Raw genomic sequence first — 21,548 nt, forward strand, 5'->3', positions numbered from 1 at the left:
CCGAAATGGTGCTGGCAGACACGCAAGATGCGATTGTCCTGTTCAGCGAAGCCGAGCCTGCGCCATTGCGCTACGTCGACATTTCGGACGACGCAGCGGCGGCACTCGCCAAAGCCAACACTGACTGGGGTCTGGCACTTTCCCCGGATGAAATCGACTACCTCGCGGAAAATTACGCCGAACTCCAGCGCAACCCCACCGACGTAGAATTGATGATGTTCGCGCAAGCCAATTCCGAACATTGCCGCCATAAAATCTTCAACGCCGATTGGATTATCGACGGTAAAGAACAGCCCAAATCGCTGTTTGCCATGATCCGCAACACCCACGCGCACGCGCCCGAAGGCATCCTCTCCGCCTACCATGACAACGCCTCCGTCATCGAAGGCCCGTTGGCAACGCGCTTTTTGACCGACGTAAAAACCGGCGAATACCACTACACCAACGAACCTGTTCACATCCTGATGAAGGTGGAAACCCACAACCACCCCACCGCGATTTCCCCGTTCGCAGGCGCGGCGACAGGTTCGGGCGGCGAAATCCGCGACGAAGGCGCCACCGGCAACGGCTCCAAGCCCAAAGCAGGTTTGAGCGGCTTCTCGGTGTCCAACCTGCGCATTCCCGGCTATGAACAGCCGTGGGAACACGATTTCGGTAAACCGGGGCGCATCGTTTCCGCGCTCGACATCATGCTCGAAGGGCCCATTGGCGCAGCAGCGTTCAATAACGAATTCGGCCGCCCCAATATCACCGGCTACTTCCGCACCTTTGAAATGCAAGCGCCCGGCGCGAAGGGCACGGAACTGCGCGGCTACCACAAGCCCATTATGATTGCGGGCGGCATGGGCAATATCCGCGAAAACAACATCAACAAAAACCCGCTGCCGGAAGGCACGCCGATCATCGTCCTCGGTGGCCCCGCGATGCTGATTGGTCTGGGTGGCGGCGCGGCTTCCTCAATGGCAAGCGGCACGAGTGCGGAAAACCTCGACTTCGCTTCCGTGCAGCGTGGCAACCCCGAAATGCAACGCCGTTGCCAAGAAGTCATCGACCGCTGCGTGGCGCTGGGCAATGAAAACCCGATCCTCTCGATCCACGACGTGGGCGCAGGCGGTATTTCCAACGCCATTCCCGAAATCGTCAACGATGCCGGACGCGGCGGACGCTTTGAACTCCGCGCCGTTCCCAACGCTGAACTTGGCATGGCACCAATGGAAATCTGGAGCAACGAAGCGCAAGAACGCTACGTACTCGCCATTGCCGAAGACCGCCTCGACACGTTCCGCGCCTTGTGTGACCGCGAACGCGCCGTGTACGCGGTGGTCGGTAGCGCAACGATTGAACAACAATTGCTGGTTGGCGATTCCCTGTTTGACAACAATCCGGTGAATTTGCCGATGAACGTGCTGCTCGGCAAACCGCCGAAAATGCTGCGCGATGTGCATCACCAGACCTTCCACAAACCGGAAATAGACCTGAGTGGCATTGAACTTCCTGAGGCGATTGAGCGCGTATTGCGCTTGCCGACGGTAGCCTCCAAAGCCTTCCTCATCACCATTGGCGACCGCTCGGTCACGGGCATGGTCACACGCGACCAGATGGTCGGTGCATGGCAAGTGCCAGTGGCGGATGTGGCGGTAACGTCCAGCGATTACAGCACAAATTTCGGCGAAGCCATGGCGATGGGTGAACGCACCCCGATTGCGCTGGTGAACCCGGCAGCCTCCGGGCGCATGGCGATTGGTGAAGCGCTTACCAATATTGCGGCGGCGGATATTGCTGACATTCGCAATATTCGTCTGTCGGCCAACTGGATGGCGGCGGCGGGCTACCCCGGCGAAGATGCCGCGCTGTTTGACACCGTGAAAGCGGTCGGCGAAGAGCTGTGCCCACGTTTAGGTTTGGCGATTCCGGTCGGCAAAGATTCCTTGTCAATGAAAACGGTCTGGCAGCAGGACGGCGAAGATCGCGAAATGGCTGCCCCTTTGTCACTGATCGTGACCGCATTTTCCCCGGTGCAGGACATCCGCAAGACCCTGACCCCAGCGTTGCGCACTGACGTGGGTGACACTGACCTGATTCTGGTTGACCTCGGTAAAGGCCGCAACCGCTTGGCAGCTTCTGCGCTCATGCAAGTGTACGGGCAAGTCGGGCATCACGCGCCGGATGTGGATAACCCCGATGCGCTCAAAGCCTTCTTCGACACCGTGCAGGATTTGCGTGCTGAAAACCTGATTCAGGCATATCACGACCGTGCGGATGGCGGTTTGCTGGCAACGTTGGCAGAAATGAGTTTCGCCGGGCATGTGGGCGTGACGGCTTGCATTGGGCAGATCAGTGGGCAGCTATTGCCAGCGCTGTTCAACGAAGAACTCGGTGCGGTGCTGCAAATTCGTCATTGTGATACGGATTCTGTGTTGGAAGCCTTCCGCGAAGCCGGTTTGGCGCATTGCACCCACGTGATTGGCGAACTCAACGACAGCGACGAACTGGTGCTGACCTTTGCCAACAAGGAAGTCTACCGCGCCCCGCGTGCGACATTGCAGAAAGTTTGGGCAGAAACCAGCTACCGGATGCAGGCGTTGCGTGACAATGCCGATTGCGCCGCGCAAGAGTTTGAGCGTTTGGATGATGTGCAAGATCCCGGTCTGCCGTTTACCCCGACCTTCGACCCGGATGAGGATGTGGCAGCGCCGTATATCCGAACCGGCGTGCGCCCTGCGGTGGCAGTGCTGCGCGAACAGGGCGTGAACGGTCAGGTGGAAATGGCGGCAGCGTTCGACCGTGCCGGTTTCAAGGCGGTTGACGTACACATGACCGACATTATCAGCGGGCGCGTTAGCCTGAAAGATTTCAAAGGCTTGGTGGCGTGTGGCGGCTTCTCTTACGGCGACGTGTTGGGAGCAGGCGGCGGTTGGGCGAAAACCATCCTGATGAACCCGCAAGCCAGCGATGAATTTGCAGCCTTTTTTGCGCGGCAAGATTCTTTCGGGCTGGGCGTGTGCAATGGCTGCCAGATGTTCTCGCAATTGCGCGACATGATCCCCGGTGCGGCGCATTGGCCACGTTTCTACCGCAACCGTTCCGAACAGTTCGAGGCGCGTTATTCAGCGGTCGAGGTGTTGGAGTCGCCGTCATTGTTCCTGAAAGGTATGGCAGGCTCGAAGATGCCGATTACGGTGGCGCATGGCGAAGGCCGGGCAGTGTTTGATACTGCGACGGCTGAAGGTATGTTGGCGGAAGGGCTGGTGGGCTTGCGTTACGTGGATAATCGCGGCAATGCCACCGAGCATTACCCGGAAAACCCGAACGGTTCGCCGTTGGGGATTACGGGCGTTACCACCGCTGATGGGCGCTTCACCATCATGATGCCGCACCCAGAACGCTTGTTCCGCGCCGTGCAGCACTCGTGGAAACCGGATGAGATGGGGGAAGATGGCGCGTGGTTGCGGATGTTCCGTAATGCGCGGGTTTGGGTGGGGTAGCCTGTACTCAATGCTGGCGACGCATCACGTAAACTGGTTGTGCCGCCAGCCATCCCCGTAATACCACCAGCGTCAATGCACCTACAAAGCACACGCCTTCGGTAAGTGTGCGGATCAAATTGCCGTTTGCCCAGCTTTCCCGCGAGCTTTGCCAGTCAGTGGGGGGCGCTGCCGGATTCCAGCCCAGGGTTTCCTGGTGCAGCGGAATGTTGATGACGATGCTGACCCAATACACGCCAATGAAATGTACCAGTGCGATGATGAGCCAATACAGCGCCACGCGGCGTTGGCTTTGCCATGCTGCCATACCAGCAGAGACGAAGGGAAATAGGGTTGCGCCGAAAAACAGCACGGCAAAGCCTAGGTTGCGCGGGGTTTGGTTGAGGTGTTGCTGCACGTGGGTGTACGTGGTGGCATCCACTTGCTGGAGTGCAGGGGTGACATCCAGCGTGAAGGCTGCAAATACGCCGCAGAGGATGCCTAGCAGTAGGGTTGCTAGTAGTTGTGGGACGATGAGGAATTTTGCGTTCATGGTTTTTGGCTAAAAAGGAGTGAGTATACGCGTTCTGGATGGGTGTGGTCAGATCCGTTTTGCCTTTGAGGGGGAGCTGGTTTACGCTGTGTTCGGATGTGATTGGCGGTAAGGTGGAGGTATAAAAATGTCAGCAATTGCCCAGCAATGTCAGCTTAATTACGTATCCGAAGGGGATTATCTGGAGGGTGAAAAGCATAGCGAGGTACGGCATGAATATGTGGATGGGCAGGTGTACGCGATGGCAGGTACGACCAAACGGCACAACGAAATTGCTGTGAATATTTCTACCGCGCTACGGATCGCTTCGCGTGGGAGTCTTTGCAAGGTTTATTCTTCAGCTGTGAAAGTCCGTGCGATTGGGCGTAAAGCCTTCTATTACCAAAATTCGCGTAATGCCCCTGCTTTTAGGCATGGGCATTACGCGAATTTTGGTAAGCCAAAGCCGCTGCTCGGCGTGACGGATGTTACTATTGTTATGAGAGCACCTCTTAAAATAGTACAGACTTAAAGATAACAACAAACCCTGACTTACATCAAACTTATCCACATCCCCACCTTGAATTCCCCCACTCACTACCCCAGATTTGTCCCATCTGACGCACTCGCGTCCAACTAAATAGATAGGTAGCCCACATGAGAATGGACAAACTCACCAGCAAATTCCAACTCGCCCTGCAAGACGCGCAATCGCTTGCGCTGGGGCATGATCACCAGTTTATCGAACCTGCGCACTTGATGATTGCCTTGCTGGATCAGGAAGGCGGTTCCACACGTGGCTTGCTCACCAAAGCCGATGTCAACGTCAACCAGCTCCGCTCCAAACTCGGCGAAGCGCTTGACCGTATGTCTAGCGTTTCCGGTGGCGATGCAGGCAGCGTGCACGTTTCCAACGATCTCAGCAAATTGCTGAATATCACCGACAAAATCGCCCAGCAACGCAAAGACCAGTACATTTCTTCAGAACTCTTCATTCTCGCCGGACTGGAAGACAAAGGCACGCTCGGCAATTTGTTGCGTGAAACCGGCGCGACCAAAGGGGCAGTGGACAAAGCCATCGAAGGAATGCGCGGCGGTCAAACCGTCAACGACCCCAACGCAGAAGAGCAACGTCAGGCGCTGGAAAAATACACCATTGACCTCACCGAACGCGCCGAACAGGGCAAGATCGACCCGATCATTGGGCGTGACGAAGAAATCCGCCGCATGGTGCAAATCCTGCAACGCCGTACCAAAAACAACCCGGTGCTGATCGGCGAACCCGGCGTGGGCAAAACCGCGCTGGTCGAAGGTTTGGCGCAACGCATCGTCAACGGCGAAGTTTCCGAAGGCATGAAAGGCAAGCGCCTGCTCTCCCTCGACCTCGGCGCATTGCTGGCAGGCACAAAATACCGTGGCGACTTTGAAGAACGCCTCAAAGCCGTACTCAACGACATCGCCAAAGCCGAAGGCAATGTCATCCTGTTCATCGACGAACTGCACACGATGGTGGGTGCAGGCAAGGCCGATGGCGCGATGGACGCTGGCAATATGCTCAAACCCGCCCTCGCACGCGGCGAATTGCACTGCGTCGGCGCAACCACGCTCGACGAATACCGCCAATACATCGAAAAGGATGCCGCCCTCGAACGCCGCTTCCAAAAAGTACTGGTGCAAGAGCCAACGGTGGAAGACACCATCGCCATCTTGCGTGGCCTTCAAGAAAAGTACGAAGTGCACCACGGCGTCGACATCACCGACCCCGCGCTGGTCGCTGCCGCCACGCTGTCACACCGTTACATCACCGACCGCCAGTTGCCGGACAAGGCCATCGACCTGATCGACGAAGCTGCTTCCCGCATCCGCGTCGAAATCGACTCCAAGCCTGAAGTGATGGACAAGCTCGAACGCCGCCTGATCCAGCTCAAGATCGAACGCGAAGCCTTGAAAAAGGAAAGCGATGACGCCTCCAAAAAGCGTTTGGCTGACTTGCAGGCCGAAATCGACCGACTGGAAGGCGAGTTTTCCGACCTCGAAGAAATCTGGAAAGGCGAAAAAGCCGCCCTGCAAGGCACGACCCATATCAAGGAGGCGCTCGACCAAGCGCGTCTGGAAATGGACACCGCCCGCCGCGCTGGCAACCTGCAACGCATGGCCGAACTGCAATACGGCAAAATTCCCGAACTCGAACAGCAACTGGAAAAAGCCGATGCCAGCATTGCAGGCTCAGGCTCACAAGAAACCAAGTTGCTGAAAAACAAAGTGACCGAAGAGGAAATTGCCGACATCGTGTCGCGTTGGACAGGCATTCCCGTCAGCAAAATGCTCGAAGGTGAAAAGGACAAGCTGCTGCACATGGAAGACGCCCTCAGCAAGCGCGTCATCGGGCAGCGCGAAGCGGTGGTGGCGGTTTCCAACGCCATCCGCCGGGCGCGTGCCGGGCTTTCCGACCCCAACCGCCCCAGCGGTTCGTTCCTGTTCTTGGGGCCAACGGGCGTGGGCAAAACCGAACTGACCAAGGCGTTGGCGACCTTCCTGTTCGATACTGACGAGGCGATGGTGCGGATTGATATGTCCGAATTCATGGAAAAGCATTCCGTGGCACGCCTGATTGGTGCGCCTCCCGGCTATGTTGGCTATGAGGAAGGCGGCTATTTGACCGAAGCCGTGCGCCGCCGCCCGTATTCCGTGATCCTGCTGGATGAGGTGGAAAAAGCTCACAGCGATGTGTTCAATGTGCTGCTGCAAGTGCTGGACGACGGGCGTTTGACCGACGGGCAAGGCCGCACGGTGGACTTCCGCAACACCGTGATCATCATGACCTCGAACCTCGGTTCGCACATCATTCAAGAGATGGCGGGCGAGGACAACTACGACCAGATGAAAGCAGCGGTGATGGAAGTCGTTGGCACGCATTTCCGCCCCGAATTCATCAACCGTATCGACGAAACCGTGGTATTCCACCCACTGGATCAGGCTGAAATTCGCCAGATTGCCGATATTCAGCTCAACAACCTGCGCAAGCGCTTGGTGGCGCGTGATTTGGGCATCCAGATCAGCGACGCGGCACTCGACTTACTGGCAGAAGCGGGTTTTGACCCTGTTTATGGCGCACGTCCGTTGAAACGGGCAATTCAGCAGCAGGTCGAAAACCCGCTGGCACAGCAAATCCTCAGCAGCAGGTTCATGCCGGGAGATACGATTATGGTGGGAGTGGAAGAGGGTAGGCTGACGTTTACGGCGTTGGTTGAGGCTACTGAAGCCTAAATAGAAAGTTGATAGCCAGAGTGCTGCATTAGTGTGGCACTCTGTTTTGTTAATTTGCCAATGCGCGTAGTACCGCTTGCGGCTCTTTCGCTACTACATGCAGCAAGACCCGTGCTGCGCCGTGCGGAGTACGATCTCTGCGTTCCCAATGGCCGCAAGGTACTGAGACACTAATACCAAATGTTGCCGCAAACTCAATCTGAGTCATGCCCACTTTTGTACGGACATTTTTCACATCGACAGGTGAGAACTGATGTACTTTTGCTTGCGGGCAGTTGCCTTTTGCAAAAGTGATGGCTTCTTCCAAGCCTTGTTTGATGCTGGTGAATGCGCTACCCATGTTGCTACTCTCCATAGTGTTTGATCAGAGTTGTTGTGAATTTTGTTAGGTCGTTACGTTTTTTGGGGAGTTACCCACCCTCAAAATAATCCGTATCTACCTTCTTCACTTCGTAGTGTTCGACTACCGACACGCCCACATTGTATTCCACCATCAACGCCGCGAGTTTTTCGCCGTCAATCAGGATGATGCGTGTCTCAATCGAGCCAGCATATTCTTTGGCTTCACGGGAAAAGGTGGAGGTGGTCATGAAAATCCCTTTCTTCGCCCGTTGCCCTTGTAGCGCCCCGGCAAATTTCTGGATTTCGGGGCGACCCACCGTGGCTTCCCAGCGTTTAGCTTGCATGTACAGCACATCCACGCCCAGCCGATCTTCGTTGATGATGCCGTCAATGCCACCGTCGCCGCTTTTGCCGATGGCGCGGCCTGCATCCTGACGGTTGCCGCCGTAGCCCATCTTGATCAATAAATCGACTACCAGTTTTTCAAAGAAGGTGGGGGAGGCTTCTTTGACGGTTTCCAGCACTTCCTGTTCAAGGTTGCGGCATAAAAGGCGGTGCGCGGAGGCGAGGATGTCTTCGGGGGTGTCATCGAAAATGACCTCGGAATCCATGTCCAGCATTGTGCCGTTATCGATTTTATTTGTCTGGCGACGGTTGCGGAATGCCTGAAATTCGGGGAATTGTGCCAAGGTGGCAACGCGGATGCTGAGCGGGTTGGTTTGGAGCAATTGCCGCCCGCGTTCGGTAATCACGAAATGGCCGCGTCGGGGCGAACGCAATGCCCCCGCTTGTTTGAGGTAGGAACGCGCCCAGCCTACCCGATTGCCAAAAACCGATTGCGTGCCACTGGGGAGGATGGCACTGCGCTCGGCTTCGCTCAGGCAATAATGGTCAGCCAGCAGCGTGACAGCATCACGCAATTTGTGTTCCTTTCCATCGGCTGCCAATTGTAACAGCGGGCGCATCAAGGTTTGGTAATCAGGTATCGGCATGGGCTTTGGTCAGTAGGGGGCTTGCGATGATCATGCCATGAATCCGCCGGTTTTTCATGCCTCAACAAAAAAGCGCAACGGGTGTCGCGCTTTTTGTTTGTACGTCGGGAGAGTTCGGTAATTACACCGCTTTTTTCACCAATCCGATGATGAACAGCAGGATAACTGCGCCAATGACTGCCCAGACCAGTGTTCCCAGCAATGGGCCAAGACCCAGGTTCACCGAAAGGATGCCACCGACAAATGTGCCAATCACGGAACCGATGATACCCACAATGATGTTACCAATCAGGCCGAAACCTGCGCCTTTCATGAGAATACCAGCCAACCAGCCAGCGACCGCACCGATGCCCAACATGATTAGAATTTGAGTAATCTCCGCACCCATAAATAGACTCCTTTTTAACCGTGGTAAATTTATATATTCGGCAACTGCCAAAAACAGTATAGGTGTTAATTTCAGGGTTGATTATCTAATTGTATTTATTAGGACTATTAACGGTGGTGTTCAGTCGATGAGTGACAGGTTTACAGGGAGGATTAGGCGAATTAAGATGCGCCCTGCAATTCATTGGCCTGCAAAGGATGGGAGTCGGCATGAGGCGTTTGGGATTAATCTTGTCGTTGGCGTTACAGGGAATGGTGATACCGACTGGCTGGGCGGCTGCGCCGGTCTTGGAGGTGCAAAGCAGCTTCGTGATTCCGCGACAGGCGGTTAATGGCATCAAAATTGCCGAGCTGTCGGGGCTGGCGTGGGATAAGGATGAGCAATTACTCTACGCCCTTTCTGACAAAGGGCGCATTTTTCACTTCCGTTTGGAACTGGAGGGTAATCGCATTGTGGCGGCTGAACCGTTGTATGCGGCGAATCTTACCGACATAGCTGGGGAGCAAGTGAAAAAAGGGCGGCGTGATTCCGAGGGCTTGACTCTGCTTAATGCTGCCAACGGCAAACGCGGTGATACGCAACTGGTGATTGCCTTTGAGGGTGAGCCACGCATTATCCGTTTTGCTCCAGAAGGACGGGCGATCAAAAATATTGAATTGCCGAAAGCATTGCAGAATGGGGGTGCTTATCAACATGGAAATGAGTCGCTGGAATCGGTAGCGTTTTATCCCCGTTATGGCTTTATTACAGCTCCTGAGCAGCCTCTTAAAACAGAACCGCCTAATCTGCATACGCTCTATTCTACTAAAGGGAGGCGTTGGTCTTTTACCGCCTATCCGGCGAAAAATAGCGGTATTAGTGCATTGGAGGCATTACCCAGCGGCAATTTACTGATTCTGGAGCGAGCATGGTCGGGGATTTTTAATCCCTTTGTGGTGAGTTTGCGTTATTTGGATTTTAAGCATTGTTCCAAGGAGGATCGTTGTGAAGTACAGAATCTGAAAGTGCTTTCCAATTATTTGTTGGTGGATAACTTTGAGGGATTAACCCATCTTCAGGGCAATCAGTATTTGATGGTTAGTGATGATGGCGATGAGGAGTTTTTATCAACCAAACTGATGTTGTTTACCCTTGATGAGGGGACGTGATGCAGCCCAATGCCCCCTAATCTTGTCGATTTCGGGGGCATTTTTAGGGTCGGCTTAAGCCTCGTGGTAGAGTTTGCTACCCATTTTTACAAATTCCACGGCTTTTTCTTCCATGCCTTTTTGTTTGGCGGCGTAATCGCGTACATCCTGCGTGATCTTCATCGAGCAGAAGTGTGGGCCACACATGGAGCAGAAATGCGCTACTTTCGCGGAATCTTTCGGCAAAGTTTCGTCGTGGTATTCACGCGCCCGGTCAGGGTCTAGCCCCAGATTGAACTGGTCTTCCCAACGGAACTCGAAACGGGCTTTCGACATGGCATTATCGCGTACCTGTGCACCTGGCCAGCCTTTGGCAAGGTCAGCAGCATGGGCGGCAATTTTGTAGGTGATAATGCCGACACGCACGTCTTCCTTGTTGGGCAAGCCTAGATGTTCCTTGGGGGTGACGTAGCACAGCATGGCGCAACCGTACCAGCCGATATTCGCAGCCCCAATGCCGGAGGTGATGTGGTCGTAACCGGGGGCAATGTCCGTTACCAACGGCCCCAAGGTGTAGAACGGTGCTTCAAAACAGTCCTGTAATTCCTTGTCCATGTTCTCTTTGACCATGTGCAGGGGAACGTGTCCGGGGCCTTCGATCATCACTTGCACATCGTGCTTCCACGCGATTTTGGTCAATTCACCCAATGTTTCGAGTTCGGCGAACTGTGCAGGGTCATTGGCATCAGCGGCAGAACCGGGGCGCAAGCCATCACCTAGTGAGAAGCTTACGTCGTAAGCTTTCATGATTTCACAGATGTCCTCAAAGTGGGTGTAAAGGAAGCTTTCTTGATGATGCGCCAGACACCATTTCGCCATGATCGAGCCGCCACGGGAAACGATGCCGGTTACGCGGTCGGCGGTCATTGGCACGTAAGCCAAGCGCACGCCTGCGTGGATGGTGAAGTAGTCAACGCCTTGTTCAGCTTGTTCGATCAGGGTGTCGCGGAAGATTTCCCATGTCAGATTTTCGGCTTTGCCATTGACCTTTTCGAGTGCTTGATAGATGGGGACTGTACCGATGGGCATGGGGGCGTTGCGCAGAATCCATTCGCGAGTTTCGTGGATGTTTTTGCCGGTGGACAAGTCCATCAAGGTATCGCCGCCCCAACGGGCTGACCATGCCATTTTTTCGACTTCTTCTTCAATCGAGGAGGAAACCGCTGAGTTACCAATATTGGTGTTGATTTTGACGCGGAAATTGCGACCGATAATCATCGGTTCCAGTTCCGGGTGGTTGATATTGGCGGGAATGATGGCGCGGCCTTCCGCGACTTCTTTGCGCACGAATTCAGGGGTGACTTCAGCGGGAAGGTTTGCGCCCCAAGCTTGGCCCGCATGTTGGCGCAACAGTTTGGCGTAACGTGGGTCTTTACGCAGTTCTTGCAACTTCAGGTTTTCGCGGATGGCAACGTATTCCATTTCCGGCGTAATGATGCCTTGGCGGGCGTAATGCATTTGCGAGACGTTTTTGCCTGCTTTGGCACGGCGTGGGGCACGCAAGTGGGCAAAGCGCAAGTGCGCCAGCGCCGGGTCATTCTGGCGTGCCAGCCCAAAATCTGAGGTGGGTGCATCGAGCTGTTCGGTATCGTTGCGCTCTATAATCCAGTTCAGGCGCACATCGGGAATGCCTTCCAGCAGGTTGATTGCAACTGTAGGGTCGGTGAAAGGGCCAGAGGTGTCATAGACGGGAATGGGGGGGTTTTCTTCCACGCCAAAACTCGCTGCGGTGGGGTCTTGGTCAATTTCACGCATACCGACACGGATGTCAGGGCGTGAACCTTGCACATAAACCTTGCGGGAATTGGGGAAAGGTTGGGTCACTTCACTGGATAGTTCAGCGGTTTTTTTTAGGAAGGCTGCTGGTATTGCGCTCATGTAATTTATTTCTCCATGAAGTGTAGTAAAAACTCCACGGCAAGCGCTGGAGCCTCCCTACACCGGTATAGTCCGTATCAGGTTCCAAGGGTATGATCTCAGCCCGCGAAGGCACCCCCGGCTCATCAAATTGCACTGTAACAGATTCAACACGAATCAGGTATAACCCGGCAAACTGTCGGCGGAATAGCGCAATTGGTCGGCGCTTTGCGATTTCTGCATTTGTACTTTAGCAAAGTCTTATACTATGCTGCGACTTTCATGTTGTTTAACAGGAGCTTTGCATGAACGATTTGGTAGCACGTACTTATTGTGTTGTGCCCTCGGAAGTGCTGAAGGCATTATTGTTTGCAGGCATTGGTGGCGGTATTTTTCTCAGCATCGCTCGACTAGCGGGTATGAATATACCCTCCGCTGTGATGATCGGCCTGATTGGATTTTTCTTGGCTGGGGCTATGTTAGCGTCTCACCGTTTGTCCATTTTGCGCAAACCGGGGCTTGTTTTGTTGGGTGGTGTTATCTCCATTATGGTAACGGTGCACTTGCAGGATGCTATTCTCCGTATTATTTAAGCCAAAGAGTACCTCGCACGCCTTCAAGAAAGTTGGTGTTTGACTACCAGTACATCACAGTCTGCTGATTTGACAATCGCGTCCGCTGTCGAACCCAGAAATCCGAGAAAGCCTTTTTTACCGCTGTGGGCAATCACGATGAGGTCAATTTGCTTGTGGTTGGCAAACTCTAGGATGGTACTGGTGGTAAAACCTTCTTTTATCGTTTGTTCAACGTTGAGTGGCAGCGAAAAGGGTGTTGTCAGTGTCTGCATTTTCTTGCGGGCATTACGGAGCTGCTGTTGATGTAGTTCTTCGTTCATGATTAGGCTGGAGGGTTCACCAAAAGGCTCTGCTCCTAGCGGTATATTTTCGACTACATGTAACAGTGTGAGGCGGGCACCGTAGTGTTCTGCCAATTCGCGCGCACGCTGGATCACAGGGTTGCTACTATCGGACAAATCAATGGGTGCAAGTATGTGTTGATAATTGAACATGGCTATATTCTCCTTTACAGATTTTTGCCTGATATCAGTATTATTTTAGTCTAGCTGATAGCAGAAGTGGGAAGTTTGAGCTATATCTGTAATTACCCTGATTGCTGTGTCGAAGGAGTGTCTGTGTTTAAGTGGTTTGTTAGTAGTGTTACCGATATTCTGATTGCGTTTACGTTGGCGACGTTGTTGTTGCTGTATGGTGCGATGAGTCATCCCGAGATGTTTCCGCAGCGTTTTTTCCAGTATTGGACGTTGACTAGCCCTCATTCTGTAGCAGAACCACCTTCCCAGCAGATTTCTGCAGCTGCACAGGTGCAACGCTAACCTTTATCTGTTATGTTGCGCTCCAGAGCTGATCGGGCAATCGCTGTTTCCTACGCAAGTAGGCGGTGGAGGAAAGTCCGGGCTCCATAGGGTAGAACGCCAGGTAACGCCTGGGCAGCGTGAGCTGACGGAAAGTGCAACAGAAAGTAAACCGCCTTTGAGCTTGCTCATCGGTAAGGGTGAAAGGGTGCGGTAAGAGCGCACCGCGTCGCTGGTAACAGTCGATGGCACGGCAAACCCCGTTCGGAGCAAGACCAAATAGGGATGCATTGGTGTGACCCGCACTGCATCCGGGTAGGTTGCTAGAGGTATACGGTGACGTATATCCCAGATGAATGATTGTCCACGACAGAACCCGGCTTACAGATCAGCTCTACTTTTTATTTGCCATTACTATAATTTATTAAAAAAATGGCAATTTAGGTATTAATCCACGTTCTAGCTCTAGCATATTAACTCATTGTTTATCATAAAAATGCTGAATTTTAATTAGTCTATTCATCTTGTTTTCACTATCGCTTATTTTATTTAAAGTCATTTCTCCCCTGATTTTATTGACAGAGTGGGGATGTCTGCCTATATTTCTTCGTAAGTGGAGAAAAATGGAGAAAAGTAGAGAGTTTTCCCATTTTAAGTGGAATAGGGCAATATGTTTCGTGGTATTTCGAGTGTATCAATCGACGCTAAAGGCAGATTTGCCATGCCAGCTAAATACCGTGAGGATCTTTTGGAAAATTCTGGCGGTCAGATTGTTATCACTGTCGATCACACGGACAAATGCTTGCTCATTTATCCCATGGGTCAGTGGCTGACAGTAGAAAAAAATCTCATGGTGCTTCCTAATATAAATCGCAAGGTGCGCAATATGCAGCGCCTTATCCTAGGTCATGCGGCAGAACTGGAGCTTGATGCACAAGGACGAATTTTACTTCCAGTCTTATTACGTGAGTATGCCGGTCTTGATAAGAGAGCCGTGTTGGTAGGACAGGCAAACAAATTGGAATTGTGGGATGCCGAGATTTGGGCGGCTGCACGTGCATCTTGGTTGCTGGAAGCTCAGGATGATGATGAAGCCCATGACTTTTTAAATCAGGTGTCCCTATAAGGACTATATATAGTGATTGATCCGCTGTGGAAACATGACACGGTATTATTGCCAGAGGCAGTGTCAGCTTTAAATATTCAAAGTGCGGGCGTTTACGTCGATGGTACTTACGGCCGAGGAGGGCATTCTGCTCTGATTTTGGAGTATCTCGGTGTGAATGGCCGTTTGATCGTGATCGATAAAGACCCGGTCGCGATCGAACATGCTCGTCAACGTTATGCAGATGATCCGCGCGTTCATGTGTGGCATGGTTCGTTTAGAGATTTTCCAGAAGCACTCATTGATGCCGGTATTAATGAGAAAATTCAAGGCATCTTGCTGGATCTTGGTGTTTCTTCCCCGCAATTAGATGATGCTGAACGTGGCTTTAGCTTTATGCGTGAAGGGCTGCTGGATATGAGAATGGATACTTCTCGGGGTGAAAGCGCGGCGCAGTGGTTAAATCAGGCAGATGAGGCCGCTATCGTCGATGTGCTGTGGCGTTATGGTGAAGAGCGTTTCTCTCGCCAAATAGCGAAGGAAATTGTGCGGGTGCGTACACAAAATCCATTACAAACCACCACACAGCTAGCAGACTTGATTGCGAGTGTTATACGTAAACGTGAACCTGGCAAAAACCCCGCTACGCGTAGTTTTCAGGCTATTCGTATCAAAGTAAACCAAGAACTTGATGATGTTGAGGCGTGCTTACAGCAAACCCTTGAATACCTTGCTCCTGAAGGACGCTTGGTTGTTATTAGCTTCCACTCATTGGAAGATCGCATTGTGAAGCACTTTTTTCGCGATGTGTCTTCACCGCCGCGCTTGCCTAAAGGCTTGCCGGTGATGCCCACCTTTTTTCAGCCCCCTATGCAATTAGTCGGTAAGGCACAACGTGCTTCTGATGCAGAGGTATCCGGTAATGTCCGTTCTCGTAGTGCTATCATGCGAGTAGGGGAGCGTACTGCATGAGTCGTGGCCGTTTACTAGGCTTGTTACTGTTGTATTTATTGGTTATTGGAATGTCATTGCTGGTTGTTACCAATCGACATCATTCGCGTGAGTTATTTGCAGAGTTACAGCATCTAGAAAAAGAGCGGGATGAGTTAAGCGCTGATTGGAGTCGATTGAAGTTGGAGCAAAGCACGCTATTGAATCAGGTGCATGTAGAAAACCGTTCTAAAGAGGTGCTGAATATGCAAAAACCCTCCGCCGATAATATTAAGGTAATACGCGAGTGAAGCGCAGACAATTGAAGTCACCTATTTTTCAGGGTAGGCGTTTATTCCTGATGCTGGCATTGTTGGTGGTGATTGGTATTTTGATGTTGCGTGCTGCATGGCTGGAGGTTTTTCAGCAGGAATGGCTGCAACAGCAAGCAGATAAACGCCAAATGCGTGTCGTTACTGTGCCCGCTTACCGTGGCATGATCACAGACCGTAATGGCGAGCCGATGGCGATTAGCTCGCCTGTTTCATCATTGTGGTGTAATCCACAAGACCTGTTGAAGGCTCAAGAAGATTTACGCCATCAAGCGGCTCAAATACTGGGTGATGCACCCTCTACACAAGCGAAGGCTTCCGAGCAAGAAGCTTACGCGATTGCCCGAGGCGAGCGAGAAGTCGCTGCTGAAAAGTTGGCTAAGTTGGATGAGGGTTTACGCCATATTGAGCAAGAATTGGAAATGCAGCCCGGTGAACTAGAACAAAAATTGACTGAGGCTAGTGACAAGCAATTTTTCTATCTAGGACGGCAACTTTCTTTGGAATCCGCTCAGGCTATTCTCGATTTGGATTTGCCCGGCGTTGCGGTAACGCGTGAATATCGCCGTTATTACCCATTGGCTGAAACAGCGGGTCATGTAGTGGGTATGACCAATATTGATGGCGGTGGTATTGAGGGCATTGAAAAAGCTCGCAATGAGCAACTGGCAGGAAAAAATGGCAAGACGCGCGTCGTGCGCGACGCTAAAGGTAAGCTGGTTGAAAGTGTTATCAGTATGGAAGAGGTGCAGCCTGGGCAGGATGTACAGCTGAGTATTGACCGTCGCATTCAATATCTGGCGTACAAAGAGTTAAAAACCCAAGTATCACTATTAAATGCCAAGGCGGGTTCTGTGGTTGTGCTGGATGCACATACCGGTGAAATACTGGCAATGGCGAATGTGCCATCATTCAACCCTAATAACCGTAAAGAGCTGAAACCTTCTCTCTACCGTAATCGTGCTGTAACGGATAAGTCGGAACCGGGTTCTACCATTAAGCCTTTGACGATTGCTGCTGCATTGGAGGCGCGTGTTATCGGGCCTGATGTGGAGATTAATACTTCACCGGGTGTAATCAATTTTGGTAAATATCGCGTCAAAGATCCTAAAGATTACGGTTCGATTAGTTTGCCGACATTATTGGCAAAATCCAGCAACGTTGGTGCTAGCAGGGTGGCACTACTGATGAATGCACGTGATCAGTGGATGTTCCTCAGTCGTGTGGGCTTTGGGCGTGTACCCAATGCAGGCTTTTCAGGGGAAACGGCAGGCCAACTTGGTAGCTATACACAATGGGGAAAGGTTGATCGTGCTTCTCATGGTTATGGCTATGGTTTGTCATCCAGTTTATTGCAAATTACCCATGCTTACACGCCGTTCGCTGCCAATGGTGTGCTGATGCCGGTCTCTATCTATAAGTTGGATCAGCCTAATATGGGGCAACAGGTAATGAGCCCAGACACAGCACGTTCTGTGTTACGTATGATGGAAGCGGTGGTGCAGAAAGGCGGAACGGGTGAAAAGGCTATGGTAGAGGGTTACCGTATCGCGGGTAAAACGGGCACTGCTTATAAATATATTGATGGTAAGTACCGTGATGACCGTTACCTGACCAGCTTTATTGGGGTTGCACCGGCCAGCAATCCGCGTTTAGTCGTCGCGGTACAGATTGATGAACCAAAAGTTGATGACAGTGGTGGACGTGCTGCTGCCCCCGTCTTTTCCAAAGTGATGGCAGAAGCGCTGCGGTTGCTGGATGTGCCACCTGATAATTTGCCTAATGAAAAACAAGCAGCAGTCAAGACTGGAGGCGCAACATGAATCGATCGCTTTCCCTGCGTACCCTGTTACAGGGTATTGTCGAGTCTGTGCCTGATATTCAGGTGAATGGCCTGACGCTGGATAATCGTCATGTTCAGCCAGGCATGGCTTTTGTTGCTTTGCGTGGCACACGTCAACATGGCTTGAGTTATGCAGAATCCGCTGTACAGGCAGGGGCGGTCGTCGTGCTGTTTGAGCCAGAAGAAGGTTTACAACAGCCAGCCTTGTCGGTTGATTTGGTGGCCATACCTTCCTTGCAAGAGCATTTAGGTATGCTCGCTGACCGTTTTAATGCTGCCCCTAGTGCCGAATTGTTCATGATAGGGGTAACGGGCACGGATGGTAAAACCTCTGTCAGCCATTTTGTTGCAGAAGCGTTGAATGCAGAAACCGTCATGGGTACTCACGCAACGGCTGTCATCGGTACATTGGGTATTGGTATGCCAGGTGCTTTGCGGCCTGCCACCCATACCACGCCGGATGCGCTGACTGTTCATGCCTTATTGCGTGACTTACGGGACACAGGCTTTGATGCGGTAGCGATGGAAGTATCCTCCCATGCGTTGGATCAGGGTAGGGTTAACGGTATCCGTTTTGATGTGGCAGTCTTGACCAATTTGACCCGTGATCATCTGGATTATCACGGCACTGTCGAAGCCTATGCAGAAGCCAAACGTAAGCTGTTTCATTGGCCTGACCTGAAAACCGTGGTGCTAAACTTGGATGATGCGTTCGGGCTGCGTTTAGCAGGTGAATTATCCGCTCAGTCTATTCATGTCATCGGTTACGGTGTTGGTAAGGTTGAGGATTACCCTGCGGGTACGTTGGTGGCCACAGCTCCAGTTTTTGATCATGTGGGTATTCGTGCCACTGTGAGTGGTGCTCAGGGTGAGGGTACTCTGCAAGCGCCGGTGTTAGGGCAGTTTAATTTGCATAATCTACTGGCTGCCTTAGGCGTGTTATTGGCGAAAGGCTTGCAATGGTCGGATGCTTTGCAGCGTTTGCAACACGTTTGGGTTGTGCCGGGGCGTATGGAGCGGGTTGCATCGACTGTGCGCGGCGAACAGCCGTTAGTGGTGGTGGATTATGCGCATACACCCGGTGCGTTGCAGCAAGTGTTGAAAGCGGTGCGGGTGCATACACGGGGGCGATTACTGTGTGTTTTCGGTTGCGGTGGTGACCGCGATAGGGGGAAACGTCCCCTCATGGCAAAAATAGCAGAATCTGATGCTGACGTAGTGATCATAACCGACGATAATCCGCGCTCGGAAAATCCGCAGCAGATATTTGAGGACATTATGCAAGGCATCAATAATAAAGTGGGCGTGACAGTAGAGCATGACCGTGCACAAGCGATTCGCTTAGCTATTCGGCAGGCACAACCCGGTGATACGGTATTAATTGCCGGTAAGGGACACGAAACCGTACAAATTTTAGCACACGGTACTGTGCCGTTTGATGATCGCATTCAGGCAGCGCAAGCCTTGCAGGAGTGTGGTGTATGACATGGTTAACGTTGGCAGATATCGCTAGCATGACGGGGGGGACGCTGAATGTTCCCTTTGAGCTTGCTCAGAATGTGCTGCTTGAGCGGGTCGAGCGTGATTCCCGCGCAGTGCAAGCCGGTGATTTGTTCCTTGCTTTGCAGGGGGAACGTTTCGATGCCCATGATTTTGTGCCGCAAGTGGCTGGTAAGGCCAGTGCGGCTTTGGTGTCACATGCTGTGGATGCTGATATCCCACAAGTAGTGGTGGACGATGTGCGTTTGGCCTTAGGTAGGCTAGCGGCAGCTTGGCGTCAGCGCTTCCAGTCTCCGCTGGTTGGCTTGACCGGGAGTAATGGCAAGACCACGTTGAAGGAAATGCTAGCTGCGATTTTGGCGTTGCAAGGGAATACCCTTGCTACTGCCGGTAATCTGAATAATGACATTGGAATGCCCTTAACCTTGCTGCGTTTGCGCGATACCGATAGGTTCGCTGTGATCGAAATGGGAGCAAATCACTTTGGAGAGATTGATTACCTTACACAAATCGCTTGCCCGGATGTCGCGATTATTAATAATGCGGGTGCATCACATTTAGAGGGTTTTGGTGATATTGCTGGGGTGTCTCGCGCTAAAGGTGAAATTTTCAACGGACTTGTTCAGTCAGGTGTAGCTATCATTAATGCAGACGATACGTATGCTGATTATTGGCGTGGGTTGAATCAAGGTCGTCAGGTGATTAGCTTTGGTTTGGATAATGCGGCGGATGTCCGTGGTGGGAGTGATATTAATACACCCTTCTATTTACAGGTCAATGAGCAAATCCTTCCAGTTAATCTAAAGTTGCTGGGGCGTCATAATATGCTAAATGCTTTAGCGGCAACGGCAGCAGCACTGGCATTAGGGGTAGAGCTCGATACAGTTCGTCAAGGGCTGGAATCGCTACAACCTGTTAAAGGGCGTTTAAATCCTAAAGCAGGTAAGCATAGTGGTAGAGTCATTGATGATACTTACAATGCTAACCCTAGTTCGACAGCGGCTGCGGTGGGTGTTTTAGCGGGCTTACAGGGTAGAAAGATTTTGGTATTGGGTGATATGGGCGAATTAGGTAATACAGGTGAGCAACTCCACACCGCGATTGGCCATCAGGCGGCAGCGGCTGGCATTGATGCGCTGTACACCTTGGGTAAATTGAGTGCCAATGCTAGTGTAGCATTTGGTCAGCCACAACGGGCTTTTAATGATTTAGAGGCGTTACTGGCATCATTGGATGAGGACTTACAGCCCGGTGATACGGTGTTGGTAAAAGGTTCACGTTCTGCACGGATGGAGCGGGTAGTCGATGCCTTGACCACCGTGATTGTGAAGGAGGCCGCGTAATGTTGGTTTGGCTATTTGAATTTCTGAGTGAATACTACCGTGGCTTCAGTGTCTTTCAGTATTTGACGCTGCGGGCGATTATGGGGTTGTTGACGGCTTTATTTATTGCTTTGTGGACAGGGCCTGGAATGATTCGTGCCCTGACTCGCTTGAAAATTGGTCAGTATATCCGTGAGGATGGTCCTCAACATCAAATGAAAGCGGGAACACCCACCATGGGTGGTGTCATGATTATTTTGGCCATTGCAGTCGCTACCTTGCTGTGGGCTGATTTGGATAATCATTACGTGTGGGTGGTGCTATTTGTCACGCTGGGTTTTGGCTTGGTGGGTGGTTTAGATGATTACATTAAACTTAAGCATCGCCGTAATCTGGGGCTGACAGCCAAACAGAAATACGTGGGCTTGAGTGTGATCGGGTTCGCCGTGGCTTTCTATTTGTTTTTTGCTGCGAATACGCCCGCTGAAACGACTTTTTTCCTGCCTGTATTCAAGGAAGCTCATTGGCAGATGGGCTGGTTGTTTATCCCGTGGGTCTATTTGGTCGTGGTTGGTTCTAGTAATGCAGTGAATCTAACCGATGGGTTGGATGGTTTGGCGATTATGCCGACTATTATGGTGGCAGGTGGTTTGGCTATTTTTGCCTATGTCAGTGGTCATGCGACCATTTCCCAATATTTGGGTGTGCCGCGCATAGCAGGTGTGGGTGAGTTAGTCGTATTTTGTGCGGCTATTTTTGGTGCTGGATTGGGGTTCTTGTGGTTTAACACGTATCCCGCGCAAGTATTCATGGGCGATGTCGGCGCACTGGCACTGGGTGCGGCGCTTGGTATTGTCGCGGTAGTGGTGCGTCAGGAAATCGTATTGGCAATCATGGGCGGTGTTTTCGTATTGGAAACACTCTCGGTCATTTTGCAAGTCGGTTACTTTAAGGCAACGGGAGGGAAGCGGATCTTTCGTATGGCTCCCTTGCATCATCACTACGAGAAAAAGGGCTGGCCTGAGCCACGGGTTATTGTTCGTTTCTGGATCATCACGGTTATTTTGGTGATGATTGGTTTGGCAACCTTGAAGATTCGCTAAGGTGAACGGGTA

General features: G+C 52.1%; 19 protein-coding genes, 1 other RNA gene and 1 riboswitch. Of the genes, 14 read left to right on the forward strand and 6 right to left on the reverse strand.

The window, feature by feature from the left end; genetic code table 11:
- The coding region (gene purL, locus Q394_RS20970) for a phosphoribosylformylglycinamidine synthase (protein WP_051543529.1) at nucleotides 1-3,485 on the forward strand (3,485 nt) is incomplete at its 5' end.
- 7 nt (nucleotides 3,486-3,492) lie between these two features.
- On the opposite strand, the gene Q394_RS0116870 is transcribed toward purL, so the two are convergent.
- Nucleotides 3,493-4,017: an anthrone oxygenase family protein gene (locus Q394_RS0116870; protein ID WP_028490271.1), complete on the reverse strand. Its 525-nt coding sequence runs from the start codon at nucleotides 4,015-4,017 to the stop codon at nucleotides 3,493-3,495.
- A 127-nt stretch (nucleotides 4,018-4,144) separates the two neighbouring features.
- Between Q394_RS0116870 and Q394_RS20975 the strand changes: the two genes are divergently transcribed.
- Both Q394_RS20975 and clpB read left to right on the forward strand, forming a co-directional pair.
- Nucleotides 4,145-4,528, forward strand: coding sequence for a Uma2 family endonuclease (locus Q394_RS20975; RefSeq protein WP_051543530.1), 384 nt, complete (start codon nucleotides 4,145-4,147; stop codon nucleotides 4,526-4,528).
- 125 nt (nucleotides 4,529-4,653) lie between these two features.
- A complete protein-coding gene (clpB, locus tag Q394_RS0116880; protein ID WP_028490272.1) occupies nucleotides 4,654-7,263 on the forward strand; it encodes an ATP-dependent chaperone ClpB in 2,610 nt (869 codons plus the stop codon).
- Nucleotides 7,264-7,312: 49 nt separating this feature from the next.
- On the opposite strand, the gene Q394_RS0116885 is transcribed toward clpB, so the two are convergent.
- From Q394_RS0116885 to Q394_RS0116895, 3 genes are all read right to left on the reverse strand, one after another.
- Entirely contained in the window at nucleotides 7,313-7,603 is a 291-nt protein-coding gene (locus Q394_RS0116885) for a helix-turn-helix domain-containing protein (protein WP_028490273.1), read from the reverse strand.
- A gap of 70 nt (nucleotides 7,604-7,673) precedes the next feature.
- Complete coding sequence (locus tag Q394_RS0116890; RefSeq protein WP_028490274.1) at nucleotides 7,674-8,597, reverse strand: restriction endonuclease; 924 nt, start codon at nucleotides 8,595-8,597, stop codon at nucleotides 7,674-7,676.
- A gap of 121 nt (nucleotides 8,598-8,718) precedes the next feature.
- Nucleotides 8,719-8,985 carry a GlsB/YeaQ/YmgE family stress response membrane protein gene (locus Q394_RS0116895; RefSeq protein ID WP_028490275.1) on the reverse strand — a complete coding sequence of 89 codons (267 nt, stop codon included), beginning with the start codon at nucleotides 8,983-8,985 and terminating at the stop codon, nucleotides 8,719-8,721.
- A gap of 209 nt (nucleotides 8,986-9,194) precedes the next feature.
- On the opposite strand from Q394_RS0116895, the gene Q394_RS0116900 reads away from it, so the two are divergent.
- On the forward strand, nucleotides 9,195-10,133 hold the full coding sequence (locus Q394_RS0116900) for an esterase-like activity of phytase family protein (RefSeq protein ID WP_051543531.1): 939 nt from the start codon (nucleotides 9,195-9,197) through the stop codon (nucleotides 10,131-10,133).
- A 54-nt stretch (nucleotides 10,134-10,187) separates the two neighbouring features.
- Here the strand turns inward: Q394_RS0116900 and thiC are convergent, their stop codons facing one another.
- Nucleotides 10,188-12,050, reverse strand: a complete 1,863-nt coding sequence (thiC, locus tag Q394_RS0116905) for a phosphomethylpyrimidine synthase ThiC (RefSeq protein WP_028490277.1) — start codon at nucleotides 12,048-12,050, stop codon at nucleotides 10,188-10,190.
- A gap of 37 nt (nucleotides 12,051-12,087) precedes the next feature.
- Nucleotides 12,088-12,179: riboswitch (TPP riboswitch) on the reverse strand.
- A gap of 155 nt (nucleotides 12,180-12,334) precedes the next feature.
- Between thiC and Q394_RS0116910 the strand changes: the two genes are divergently transcribed.
- Nucleotides 12,335-12,622, forward strand: coding sequence for a hypothetical protein (locus tag Q394_RS0116910; RefSeq protein WP_028490278.1), 288 nt, complete (start codon nucleotides 12,335-12,337; stop codon nucleotides 12,620-12,622).
- 23 nt (nucleotides 12,623-12,645) lie between these two features.
- Here Q394_RS0116910 and Q394_RS0116915 read toward each other — a convergent pair whose 3' ends face one another.
- Nucleotides 12,646-13,098 carry a universal stress protein gene (locus tag Q394_RS0116915; RefSeq protein ID WP_028490279.1) on the reverse strand — a complete coding sequence of 151 codons (453 nt, stop codon included), beginning with the start codon at nucleotides 13,096-13,098 and terminating at the stop codon, nucleotides 12,646-12,648.
- A 123-nt stretch (nucleotides 13,099-13,221) separates the two neighbouring features.
- Here Q394_RS0116915 and Q394_RS0116920 point away from each other — a divergent pair, with 123 nt between their 5' ends.
- The 9 genes from Q394_RS0116920 to mraY all read left to right on the forward strand — a co-directional run bounded on the left by Q394_RS0116920 (nucleotide 13,222) and on the right by mraY (nucleotide 21,536).
- On the forward strand, nucleotides 13,222-13,422 hold the full coding sequence (locus Q394_RS0116920; protein ID WP_028490280.1) for a hypothetical protein: 201 nt from the start codon (nucleotides 13,222-13,224) through the stop codon (nucleotides 13,420-13,422).
- Between the two features lie 24 nt (nucleotides 13,423-13,446).
- Nucleotides 13,447-13,801: RNase P RNA component class A (rnpB, locus tag Q394_RS21755), an RNA gene on the forward strand.
- A gap of 270 nt (nucleotides 13,802-14,071) precedes the next feature.
- Entirely contained in the window at nucleotides 14,072-14,527 is a 456-nt protein-coding gene (mraZ, locus tag Q394_RS0116925; protein ID WP_028490281.1) for a division/cell wall cluster transcriptional repressor MraZ, read from the forward strand.
- 12 nt (nucleotides 14,528-14,539) lie between these two features.
- A complete protein-coding gene (rsmH, locus tag Q394_RS0116930; protein ID WP_028490282.1) occupies nucleotides 14,540-15,478 on the forward strand; it encodes a 16S rRNA (cytosine(1402)-N(4))-methyltransferase RsmH in 939 nt (312 codons plus the stop codon).
- Complete coding sequence (ftsL, locus tag Q394_RS0116935) at nucleotides 15,475-15,747, forward strand: cell division protein FtsL (protein WP_028490283.1); 273 nt, start codon at nucleotides 15,475-15,477, stop codon at nucleotides 15,745-15,747. The genes rsmH and ftsL overlap by 4 nt, the downstream gene beginning before the upstream one ends.
- Nucleotides 15,744-17,591: a peptidoglycan D,D-transpeptidase FtsI family protein gene (locus Q394_RS0116940; protein ID WP_028490284.1), complete on the forward strand. Its 1,848-nt coding sequence runs from the start codon at nucleotides 15,744-15,746 to the stop codon at nucleotides 17,589-17,591. The genes ftsL and Q394_RS0116940 overlap by 4 nt, the downstream gene beginning before the upstream one ends.
- A complete protein-coding gene (locus tag Q394_RS0116945; protein WP_028490285.1) occupies nucleotides 17,588-19,096 on the forward strand; it encodes a UDP-N-acetylmuramoyl-L-alanyl-D-glutamate--2,6-diaminopimelate ligase in 1,509 nt (502 codons plus the stop codon). The genes Q394_RS0116940 and Q394_RS0116945 overlap by 4 nt, the downstream gene beginning before the upstream one ends.
- Nucleotides 19,093-20,454, forward strand: a complete 1,362-nt coding sequence (locus Q394_RS0116950) for a UDP-N-acetylmuramoyl-tripeptide--D-alanyl-D-alanine ligase (protein ID WP_028490286.1) — start codon at nucleotides 19,093-19,095, stop codon at nucleotides 20,452-20,454. Before Q394_RS0116945 ends, Q394_RS0116950 begins: the two co-directional genes overlap by 4 nt.
- Nucleotides 20,454-21,536 (forward strand): phospho-N-acetylmuramoyl-pentapeptide-transferase, encoded by a 1,083-nt coding sequence (gene mraY / locus Q394_RS0116955; RefSeq protein WP_028490287.1) that lies wholly within the window; start codon nucleotides 20,454-20,456, stop codon nucleotides 21,534-21,536. The genes Q394_RS0116950 and mraY overlap by 1 nt, the downstream gene beginning before the upstream one ends.
- Nucleotides 21,537-21,548 lie beyond the last annotated feature (12 nt).

This window comes from Thiothrix lacustris DSM 21227, from assembly GCF_000621325.1.
Lineage (GTDB): Bacteria > Pseudomonadota > Gammaproteobacteria > Thiotrichales > Thiotrichaceae > Thiothrix > Thiothrix lacustris.

Coding starts and splice junctions, on each gene's coding strand:
- Q394_RS0116870 (WP_028490271.1), bottom strand. CDS start 4,017: ATGAACGCAAAATTCCTCATCGTCCCACAACTACTAGCAACCCTACTG.
- Q394_RS20975 (WP_051543530.1), top strand. CDS start 4,145: ATGTCAGCAATTGCCCAGCAATGTCAGCTTAATTACGTATCCGAAGGG.
- clpB (WP_028490272.1), top strand. CDS start 4,654: ATGAGAATGGACAAACTCACCAGCAAATTCCAACTCGCCCTGCAAGAC.
- Q394_RS0116885 (WP_028490273.1), bottom strand. CDS start 7,603: ATGGGTAGCGCATTCACCAGCATCAAACAAGGCTTGGAAGAAGCCATC.
- Q394_RS0116890 (WP_028490274.1), bottom strand. CDS start 8,597: ATGCCGATACCTGATTACCAAACCTTGATGCGCCCGCTGTTACAATTG.
- Q394_RS0116895 (WP_028490275.1), bottom strand. CDS start 8,985: ATGGGTGCGGAGATTACTCAAATTCTAATCATGTTGGGCATCGGTGCG.
- Q394_RS0116900 (WP_051543531.1), top strand. CDS start 9,195: ATGAGGCGTTTGGGATTAATCTTGTCGTTGGCGTTACAGGGAATGGTG.
- thiC (WP_028490277.1), bottom strand. CDS start 12,050: ATGAGCGCAATACCAGCAGCCTTCCTAAAAAAAACCGCTGAACTATCC.
- Q394_RS0116910 (WP_028490278.1), top strand. CDS start 12,335: ATGAACGATTTGGTAGCACGTACTTATTGTGTTGTGCCCTCGGAAGTG.
- Q394_RS0116915 (WP_028490279.1), bottom strand. CDS start 13,098: ATGTTCAATTATCAACACATACTTGCACCCATTGATTTGTCCGATAGT.
- mraZ (WP_028490281.1), top strand. CDS start 14,072: ATGTTTCGTGGTATTTCGAGTGTATCAATCGACGCTAAAGGCAGATTT.
- ftsL (WP_028490283.1), top strand. CDS start 15,475: ATGAGTCGTGGCCGTTTACTAGGCTTGTTACTGTTGTATTTATTGGTT.
- Q394_RS0116945 (WP_028490285.1), top strand. CDS start 17,588: ATGAATCGATCGCTTTCCCTGCGTACCCTGTTACAGGGTATTGTCGAG.
- Q394_RS0116950 (WP_028490286.1), top strand. CDS start 19,093: ATGACATGGTTAACGTTGGCAGATATCGCTAGCATGACGGGGGGGACG.
- mraY (WP_028490287.1), top strand. CDS start 20,454: ATGTTGGTTTGGCTATTTGAATTTCTGAGTGAATACTACCGTGGCTTC.